1 protein-coding gene is annotated in these 1,020 nt (G+C 69.7%); it reads left to right on the top strand.

Annotated elements, in window-relative coordinates:
* Positions 1 to 1,020, top strand: a 1,020-nt coding sequence (gene rfbB / locus P0084_RS18510; RefSeq protein WP_308918373.1) for a dTDP-glucose 4,6-dehydratase, incomplete at both ends; no start/stop codon positions are given.

Here is a 1,020-nt window from a genome sequence, read left to right on the forward strand (position 1 = left end):
GGCGGCATGGGGTTCATCGGGTCCGCCGTCGTGCGCCAGGCCGTGCGGGAGGGCGTGGACGTCGTGAACCTGGACGCGATGACCTATGCCGCCTGCGCGGCCAACGTGGCGTCGGTGTCGAACGCCCCCAACCACGTCTTCGTACGTGCCGACCTGCGCGATCGTTCCGCACTGGACCGCGCCTTCGCCGAGCATGCGCCCGATGCCGTGATGCACTTGGCCGCCGAAAGCCACGTGGACCGGTCCATCGACGGGCCGGGCGACTTCGTCGATACGAACATCACCGGTACCTACAACCTGTTGGAGGCCGCGCGCGCCCATTGGCAGGCGCAGGGGCGCCCCGAGGGGTTCCGCTTCCACCACGTGTCCACCGACGAGGTGTTCGGCTCGCTGGGCGCCACGGGGCAGTTCACCGAAACCACGCCCTACGACCCGCGCAGCCCCTATTCGGCGTCGAAGGCGGCCAGCGACCATCTGGTGCGCGCGTGGCACGAGACCTATGGCCTGCCGGTGGTGATGACGAACTGCTCCAACAACTACGGACCGTTCCACTTCCCCGAGAAGCTGATCCCCGTGGTCATCCTGAACGCGCTGCACGGCAGGCCCATCCCCGTCTATGGGCGGGGCGAGAACGTGCGCGACTGGCTGTACGTCGAGGACCACGCCGACGCGTTGCTGACGGTCCTGCGCCGCGGGCCCGTCGGGCGAAGCTACAACATCGGCGGCGAGAACGAGGCGCGCAACGTGGACCTGGTGCGGACGATCTGCGCGATCCTGGATCGCGAACGGCCCGCGGGCGCCCCCCATGCGGACCTGATCGCGTTCGTCGAGGACCGCCCCGGTCACGACGCGCGCTATGCCATCGACCCCGCCCGCATCCGCGCGGAGCTGGGCTGGCGCCCGTCCGTCACGCTGGAGCAGGGGCTGGAGAAGACGGTGCGCTGGTATCTGGACAACGAGGATTGGTGGCGTCCCCTGCTGGACCGCACGGGCGTCGGCGAACGGTTGGGGGTCGGGTCG

This window comes from Jannaschia maritima (assembly GCF_030973515.1).
In the GTDB taxonomy this organism is placed as follows: Bacteria; Pseudomonadota; Alphaproteobacteria; order Rhodobacterales; family Rhodobacteraceae; genus Jannaschia; species Jannaschia maritima.